Origin of the sequence: Flavicella sp., from assembly GCF_029238425.1 — a bacterium.
Lineage (GTDB): Bacteria > Bacteroidota > Bacteroidia > Flavobacteriales > Flavobacteriaceae > Flavicella.
On record NZ_JAQWGB010000205.1, the window covers coordinates 1 to 8,112 of the forward strand.

General features: G+C 34.0%; 9 protein-coding genes. 1 reads left to right on the forward strand and 8 read right to left on the reverse strand.

The window, feature by feature from the left end:
* Together P8H68_RS13865 and tsaB are read right to left on the reverse strand one after the other, a co-directional pair.
* Nucleotides 1-803 (reverse strand): NAD-dependent epimerase/dehydratase family protein (locus tag P8H68_RS13865; RefSeq protein ID WP_300326465.1); only part of this gene is annotated, 803 nt, incomplete at its 3' end.
* A 26-nt stretch (nucleotides 804-829) separates the two neighbouring features.
* Nucleotides 830-1,507, reverse strand: a complete 678-nt coding sequence (gene tsaB, locus P8H68_RS13870) for a tRNA (adenosine(37)-N6)-threonylcarbamoyltransferase complex dimerization subunit type 1 TsaB (RefSeq protein WP_300326467.1) — start codon at nucleotides 1,505-1,507, stop codon at nucleotides 830-832.
* A gap of 336 nt (nucleotides 1,508-1,843) precedes the next feature.
* Between tsaB and P8H68_RS13875 the strand changes: the two genes are divergently transcribed.
* Nucleotides 1,844-2,497: an HD domain-containing protein gene (locus P8H68_RS13875; RefSeq protein WP_300326470.1), complete on the forward strand. Its 654-nt coding sequence runs from the start codon at nucleotides 1,844-1,846 to the stop codon at nucleotides 2,495-2,497.
* Between the two features lie 641 nt (nucleotides 2,498-3,138).
* On the opposite strand, the gene P8H68_RS13880 is transcribed toward P8H68_RS13875, so the two are convergent.
* The 6 genes from P8H68_RS13880 to P8H68_RS13905 all read right to left on the reverse strand — a co-directional run.
* The gene (locus P8H68_RS13880; RefSeq protein ID WP_300326472.1) at nucleotides 3,139-3,924 is read right to left on the reverse strand and encodes an enoyl-CoA hydratase-related protein; all 786 of its coding nucleotides are present in this window, start codon (nucleotides 3,922-3,924) and stop codon (nucleotides 3,139-3,141) included.
* A gap of 59 nt (nucleotides 3,925-3,983) precedes the next feature.
* Nucleotides 3,984-5,450, reverse strand: a complete 1,467-nt coding sequence (locus P8H68_RS13885) for an ATP-binding protein (protein WP_300326475.1) — start codon at nucleotides 5,448-5,450, stop codon at nucleotides 3,984-3,986.
* A gap of 27 nt (nucleotides 5,451-5,477) precedes the next feature.
* Entirely contained in the window at nucleotides 5,478-6,617 is a 1,140-nt protein-coding gene (locus P8H68_RS13890; RefSeq protein WP_300326477.1) for a hypothetical protein, read from the reverse strand.
* 15 nt (nucleotides 6,618-6,632) lie between these two features.
* Nucleotides 6,633-6,902: a SemiSWEET transporter gene (locus tag P8H68_RS13895; RefSeq protein ID WP_300326480.1), complete on the reverse strand. Its 270-nt coding sequence runs from the start codon at nucleotides 6,900-6,902 to the stop codon at nucleotides 6,633-6,635.
* 1 nt (nucleotide 6,903) lies between these two features.
* A complete protein-coding gene (locus P8H68_RS13900) occupies nucleotides 6,904-7,398 on the reverse strand; it encodes a hypothetical protein (protein ID WP_300326483.1) in 495 nt (164 codons plus the stop codon).
* A 21-nt stretch (nucleotides 7,399-7,419) separates the two neighbouring features.
* Nucleotides 7,420-8,112 (reverse strand): class I tRNA ligase family protein (locus P8H68_RS13905; protein ID WP_300326486.1); only part of this gene is annotated, 693 nt, incomplete at its 5' end.

An 8,112-nucleotide genomic window follows, 5' to 3' on the forward strand; every position in this document is an offset into this window, starting at 1 on the left:
AAAGAACCTACTAAATCATTTAATGTAGCTCTTTCTCCAAAAGCAGTATTGTACACCTGATTCACAGCCTCAGAGTTTTCTGTTACCAAGGCCAATAAATTCATTTGAATCACATTGTCGATGTACGTAAAATCTCTAGAATAATTTCCATCTCCATTGATCACAGGAGATTCGTGCTTTATAAATTGCCCAACAAATTTAGGGATCACTGCAGCATATGCTCCATTTGCATCTTGACGTCTACCAAAAACATTAAAATAGCGCAAGCCGATAGTTTCAAAACCATAGGTTTTATAAAAAGTATCAGCATATAGTTCATTCACATATTTTGTAATCGCATAAGGAGATAAAGGCTTCCCTATAACATCCTCAACTTTTGGCAAAGATTTAGAATCTCCGTAAGTAGAAGAACTTGCAGCATACACAAATCTTTTAACACCTGCTTCTTTAGAAGCTAATAATATATTTAAAAACCCAGAAATATTTACATCGTTTGTAGTAATCGGGTCTGAAATAGAGCGTGGCACCGATCCTAAAGCAGCTTCATGCAAGACATAATCCACTCCGTTGACAGCCTTTTGACAATCCGTTAAATTTCTTATATCTCCAACAATCAATTCAAAGTCATTATTAGACTCGAAGTCAAGAATATTTTCTTTTTTCCCTGTAGAGAAATTATCCAAACAGACAACCTTATTCCCTTTTTGCAGTAATACTTCTATTAGATTAGAACCAATAAACCCAGCTCCACCTGTAACTAGTATTTTTTTATTTTTTAATTCTATTCCTTTAAAATTGTCCATAACAATTATTTTTTCTTTAAAAGCTTTTATTTTCTTGGTTTTGGTTTTATCCCCACAAAATCCTTAAGATAATAGGGTTCAAAATACGCTACATCCTCAAACTCTTTATTCTTTAATTTAGTATATGACAAAGAAGCCATCTCGTTTGCAGATGGAAATTTTCCGTTCACAAAGACCGCATTTTCATGTTGGATGATCTCCTTACATTTCTCTGCACCATCTCCTACAAAATAAACTTTCCCTTTCGATAAATATTCAGAAAAAGAATTAGCATCAATAATTTCTGCTTCTGTTTTTCTTATTTTAACCAATTCATGATTATAAATAGCACTAAACACTTCCAACCTTCTAGCATCCAACATAGCCACAACCATCCCTTCTTCGATTGGATTAGAATTCGCTAATATATCTAATGTTTCTATTGAAATAAGTGGAAGGTCTTTTGCAAAACAAATCCCTTTTGCAGCAGAAACTCCTATTCTCAATCCCGTATAAGACCCAGGGCCTTTACCCACAGCAACTGCCGACAAATCAGAAAAATTAATTCCTACTTCCTTTAAAACATTTTCAATAAAAACATGCAATTTTTCACCATGTGAATACCCCTCAGAATTCAATTCTTCGAAAGCTATCACCTCTCCATCTTGACTCACACTTACAGAACAGTTTTTTGTAGCTGTATCAAAATTTAAAATATAAGACATTCTATTTTTATTCTATTATTCGAAAGGCAAATATACTGTTTTTTGCGAGGTCAAAATAATTGATTTTAGCGCTATTTATTTTTAAACATAAGACTTCGAAAGTAGTTCGATAAGCTCATCAAACGGACTCAGTCTCCGAGAACAATACCATGAATCTCTTGAAGGGCAGTCATAATAATAAGGGAATTTTAGTCTAAAACATGAGACTTCGACAGTAGTTCGACAAGCTCACCAAACGGACTCAGCCTCCGTATTACGTCATCCTAATGATTCCTAATCAAAATCATCACCTCATATTACCAAGAAAATCCAAAAAATAATCCGTTATTTTACTCCATGAAAAAAAATGAAATAATTGAAAACACAATTAATTTTGTAAAGGAGAAATTAAAAAACGCCGAAGGAGGTCATGATTGGTTTCATATTGAGCGTGTTTACAAAAATACCTTAATGATATCAAAATCTGAAGAGGTAAATTCTCTAATTGTTCAATTGGCTGCATTACTGCATGATATTGCAGACTCCAAATTTCACAATGGTGATGAAACTATAGGACCTAGCATTGCCAAATCTTTTTTACAATCTCAAAATTTAGATACAAAAAGTATAGATCATATTGTAAAAATCATTGAGAACATTTCATACAAAGGAGGTAATTTTAAAACTTCTTTTTTTTCAAAGGAACTTTCCGTTGTCCAGGATGCGGATAGACTAGACGCTATTGGGGCGATTGGAATTGCAAGATGTTTTAATTATGGTGGCTTCAAAGAAAGAGCCATATACAATCCTGAAATTAAACCCAACCTCAACATGACCAAAGAGGAATATAAAAATTCCAATGCTCCTAGTATCAATCATTTTTATGAAAAACTTTTATTACTGAAAGAAAAAATGAATACCGAAACTGGAAAACAAATCGCTGAACAGCGGCATAAATTTATGGAGACTTATTTGACTCAATTTTATGAAGAATGGGATGGATTAAAATGATGGTTGAAACTTTCACAAAGACGAAAACGAAGGCGAAGCCGAAAACTATCTTCTTTTCGAATACCAGCTTTCCTACTTCCTACTTCACGATTTTCGGCAAATCGGGTTCACATACCCAATAACTCCACAATTCAACGGTTTCAACACTTCACGACTTCCTTAATCCCTAATTCCTAAACAAACAGATTCCTTTTTTTAAACCGTCATAGCAGTCGGAGGCGAGGGTCGCCGTGTTTTTAAATTCAATAGAGGAAAAGATGTTTGAGCGAAGCGAGTTATTTTCTTCTAGATTTTAAAGCACTGGAAGACCGTCGAGACTGCAAGACTAGACTTTTTTGTTTCTTTTTTGGGCGATGTAAAAAAGATAAAGAAGCAAACATTTGTTAGTTCAAGTCTTTTAACTGAAATGATACTCGCCTCCAAGTTCTATGACGGAAATATCCTTTTGCAAACTACTCTGGTATTGACTCAAAATTCCGTAGAAAACTCAGACTTTCCTAAAAGCTATAACAAGCGGTAAAATAAATTCCCCTTCTGTTATCAACACACAAATTCCCAAGCGAGTTGAGACAAGTGCCCATATGAGACTTCGACAGTAGTTCGACAAGCTCACCAACCAAACTATGCCTCCGAAAAACATCCTACTTGGCGCCGAAATTCGGCTTTCTCTTATTCAAAAAGGCAGTCGTTCCTTCGATAAAATCGTCTGTTCCAAAACAACTTCCAAATAAAGAGACTTCCGTTTGAAATCCATTCATATCATTTTTATAACCTGCATTAACAGCTTGTATTGCAACCCTAGCGGAGTTCGGTGCATTTTGAATAATCCTTTTTGCAATCGAAATACAGGTTGAAATTAACTCTTCTTGCGCAACCACTGTATTGACCAAACCATAAGTATTCGCGAGAACCGCAGAAATCATTCCACCAGTTAAAATCATCTCCATAGCCCTTCCTTTCCCTATCAGTTTCGGCAATCGTTGCGTTCCTCCATAACCTGGAATCAAACCTAAAGACACTTCTGGCAATCCCATTTTAGCATTTTCTGAAGCCAATCGAAAATGACAAGCCATTGCCAACTCCAAACCTCCTCCCAAAGCAAACCCATTGACTGCTGCAATTACAGGTTTAGAAAAATTCTCAATAAAATCAAATAATATTTCCTGACCTTTTTTTGCTAACAATGTACCTTCCTCTTTGCTAAACTCTGAAAACTCCGAAATATCAGCGCCTGCTACAAAAGCTTTATCTCCAGAGCCAGTTATCAAAACCACGCGAACTTCATCATCACTTTCAAGAGCAACAAAAGCATCATGCAATTCAGAAATTGTAGATTTGTTTAAGGCGTTTAATTTTTTCGGCCGCTCAATGGTAACCAAGGCGATAAACGATTCTAGTTTTTGGACGGATACATTTTCAAAGTTCATAAGGATACATTTAGAAATATTACTTCCCTAAATATACTAGAACTAATTTGCAGTAAAAACTATTTCAACGGAATTCTAATAGAAAAAGTCGTTCCTTGATCTACAGCTGAATTAAAATCAATCTCTCCACCATAAGTTTCAATGATTTTTTTTGTCATTGCCAATCCTAATCCCATTCCGCTATTTTTGGTTGTAAACCGTGGTTCAAAAATTAAATCCTTAAGATCTTCTTCTATCCCTTCACCATTATCTTCAACCTTCAACTCAAATTCTGAGGAATGTTTCAATACAGTTACCTTAATTTTTGGTTCCTCAACATCTACAACAGCTTGAATAGCATTTTTCAGCAAATTGGTAACAACACGGATCAATTGGGTTTTATCCATATGTAAATGAATTTCAGCTGTATCACTTACAAATGAGATATTTTGATTTTCAAAAATATCCAAGGCAACTTTAATCACCGAAACTACTTCTACATCTTCTCTCTTTTGTTTTGGCATTTTTGCAAAATCAGAAAATGCTGAAGCAATGGAACTCATCACATCAATTTGCTGAATCAACCCTTCACTAAATTCTTTTAATTTTGTTTTTATCTCAGGATCTTTCGGATCAAAACGACGCTCAAAACTCTGAACTGTCAATCGCATAGGAGTCAATGGATTTTTTATCTCATGAGCCACTTGCTTTGCCATCTCTCTCCAGGCTTGCTCTCTTTCTGAACTCGCTAGTTTTTTAGCAGCATCTTCCAATTGATCAATCATATTATTATATGCGGAAACCAACTTATATATCTCCCTAGAAGTTGCTCCAATCTCAATTTTCTCAGAACCTCCTTGTAAACCTGTCTTCCCGATCTTCTCAATCTTTTCAATAATCGTTTTTAAGGAACGTGTAATATAACTTGACAAGAAATAAGCAAAACTGATTGCAATAATAAACATGAAAAAATACACATATGCCAATCGCTCTAAAAACTCAATCAAGTTTCTATCTTGAACTGAATTATTTTGAATATAATGAAGTTTTAAAAAACCAATCTTTACACCGGCCTTGTTATTTAAGTAACTATAGGAAGATTGTAAATTTTCATCTTCATCTATTTCCTCTGTCTCGACAAATCTGCTTTCAGTTTCTAACTGCTTTAACTCATAAGGTTTTAAAAAATCAGACTTATCATATACGCTATCTTTTGCTGCTATCGCTTTTGAACTTAGCAATAATTTCCCTTGCAAATCATAAAAGTTAATATTTACCTTATGCACCTTGGCAATCTCTAAAATAGGCTCCTTAAAATAATCGAAAAGTTCACTTGTTTCTAATGGGTGACGTGTATTGTCTAACTCATATTTAATACTCAAACGTGTTGCGTTTTCCTTTCTGGCAAAACGACGTTTGTTATAATTAATAGTTTGTTCGTTGTATTGATAAATTGTCATAAAAGCAATCAAAATATAGGTCAACAAGATCAATAAGATCATCGACAAAAATATTCTAATTCGTAAGGACAATTTTCTAAAATTCATAAGACAACTTTTATTAAACTAAAAACCTCACACCACATTTTTATTTTCCAAATAGTGTTTTAAATAAACAAACATAAATGGAAAAGTCATGCTCAAGTAGGAAACATCAAATTTATGTTCAAACAACATCATCCTCCAACCCTGAACAATACAAACATTTATCAAACCGAAAAAGGGAATTAAAAATACAATAACACCACTATACCAATAACCTAATGCGTCATTTTTATTTGAGAAAGCTACTATCACAGGGGCAATTAATAAAACATATGCATACCAAGGAGCCTTATTCGTCTGCAAATTCCATGGGTTATTAGCTACAATTGCCTCTATATTTATCGCAGACAACATAATAGGCAAACAAAGCAAACCAACAAAAAGCACACCAGTAACTAAACTAATTACCTTATTCCTAGTTTCTGTTTGGATAAAATCTTTGAGGAAAAATATAATTATGGGTATCAAAACAACACCACGGGTCAGAATAAAAAAAGCCAAAAGTCCTCCTATTAAAATAGGTCGTGAGAAAAAATTCGTTTTTCTTTTTTGGAAAAGCCATTCAATACAGATAACGAGTAAAAAAAAGTTACTCAAAAGGTCACTTTTTGCCAGAACCTCCCACCATAAAGCCGGAGAAAAAAGATACAGGAACAGCAAAAAATACTTGTTTTTAACTACTCGAAGTCTGTAATTCAAATAAAGTCCAAAAACAACAAAAGTAAATATCTGAAGATACCCCACATCACCTAACAAATAAAAAGGTAATGCCAAGTATCCCAAGCCAGGGAAATTAGAACTTAAGTTACCCACATGATCTGGTCGATCATAAGGATAAACCCCTTTAATAATGCCTTCTACCGTTATTTCAAGAGCAGACCATCTATCCGTACTCAATGCATTTTCGTCAGTCATTTGAATGATCATAAAAAACACCAATGCAAACAGAACTATAATAACAGGAAATAATTGACTCCATATCTTTTTAGAATTCAGGAATTCAAAATAACCTTTAAAAAACAATAAAACTACTCCAAAAAACGTTGCTATATAACCCAAAATCAAAACAAGAGGCTCTATAAACCCTTGTCTTGAACCATATTTATACACAAACAATCCGTTGATAAATATATATAGCAGCAGTGAGATTTTAGTATAAATATCCTTCATAGAAACTGAAATATTTCAATCCTTCAATTTAATTTTATAATAGATGATCACCATGGCTAAAGAAGCAGTTATAGTATTTGCAATGGTCATGGAAACACTTTTTATAAAGATACCATAAACCAGCCACAATAAAACTCCAACAAAAAACATCAAAAACATGGCCAAAGAAATACTCTCGGCAGATTTTGTTTTCCAAATTTTATAAACTTGAGGTACAAAAGAGACTGTAGTCAAGCTAGCCGCAACCAAACCTATGATTTCAATTTCTATTGGAATTACTTCCATATTACTCTTCTGGCGTATCTGGTAAACGTACCGTTTCTAAATAAATAGTATCGTCCACCGCTCGATCACTGTCCCTATCTTGAATACCGGTGATTGCAAATCCGTCATCTATTTTCTCTAAACCGAAAGAAACAGTTACATCTTTTTTTCCTGGTCCTTGTGCAAAATCATAAAACAAGGAATCTTTAGTCACTCTCCATTTCCCCGTGGTACTTTGCCCCGTTGGTCGGTTATTTTTTTCGGTCCAACTTTTAAAAGTCCCATCTGCTTTATATGTAGAAAATGCTTTTCCTTGACGCTGTGCTCTAGGATCATCTGGATTGGCAAAATCAATATCATACTCTACCAAGGTATCTTTCCCTTTAAAAGTCTCAAATTCCAATTTCACAAAAACTGTTTCCCAGTTTCCAATTATATATTTCTGCATCTTTTCATCTTCTGTAGCACAAGACGCTACCACAAAAGCAAACACAACTAAAAATTTTATCCATTTCATAACTAAAAAATTTGAGTTAGATTAACCTACAATATTTACAATTTTACCTGGTACAATAATTACTTTTTTCGGAGTTCTCCCTTGCAATTGCGCTTGCGTTTTTTCATGACCCATCACAATCGCTTCAATTTCATCCTTAGAAAGATCTAATGACAATTCTAAAGTAAAACGCATTTTACCATTAAAAGAAACAGGATACACCTTTGTACTTTCTACCAAATGACTTGCTTCAAACACAGGGAATTCTGCTGTAGAAATGGTAGTGTCATGACCAAGTTTACTCCATAATTCTTCTGCGATATGTGGTGCATATGGAGAAACCAACACCAATAAAGGTTCTAATATTTCCCGCTTATTACATTTTAAGCCTGACAATTCATTTACCGCAATCATAAAAGTACTAACAGAGGTATTGAAAGAGAAATTCTCAATATCTTCTTGGACTTTTTTAATGGTTTTATGCAAGGTTTTCAACTCATCTTTGGTTGCTTTTTCATCAACTACCGTAAATGATTCCCCTTGGTGATATAATTTCCATAATTTCTTCAAGAAAGAATGCACTCCAGAGATACCCGATGTTTTCCAAGGTTTTGCTTGCTCTAAAGGGCCTAAAAACATTTCAAACAATCGCAAACTATCTGCTCCATACTCTTCACAAATATTATCAGGATTCACAACGTTGTATTTAGACTTAGACATCTTTTCAACTTCTCT

Excerpts from the sequence above, each read along its gene's own strand:
- P8H68_RS13900 (WP_300326483.1), bottom strand. The coding sequence starts at position 7,398 with ATGAAATGGATAAAATTTTTAGTTGTGTTTGCTTTTGTGGTAGCGTCT.
- P8H68_RS13875 (WP_300326470.1), top strand. The coding sequence starts at position 1,844 with ATGAAAAAAAATGAAATAATTGAAAACACAATTAATTTTGTAAAGGAG.
- P8H68_RS13880 (WP_300326472.1), bottom strand. The coding sequence starts at position 3,924 with ATGAACTTTGAAAATGTATCCGTCCAAAAACTAGAATCGTTTATCGCC.
- P8H68_RS13885 (WP_300326475.1), bottom strand. The coding sequence starts at position 5,450 with ATGAATTTTAGAAAATTGTCCTTACGAATTAGAATATTTTTGTCGATG.
- tsaB (WP_300326467.1), bottom strand. The coding sequence starts at position 1,507 with ATGTCTTATATTTTAAATTTTGATACAGCTACAAAAAACTGTTCTGTA.
- P8H68_RS13895 (WP_300326480.1), bottom strand. The coding sequence starts at position 6,902 with ATGGAAGTAATTCCAATAGAAATTGAAATCATAGGTTTGGTTGCGGCT.
- P8H68_RS13890 (WP_300326477.1), bottom strand. The coding sequence starts at position 6,617 with ATGAAGGATATTTATACTAAAATCTCACTGCTGCTATATATATTTATC.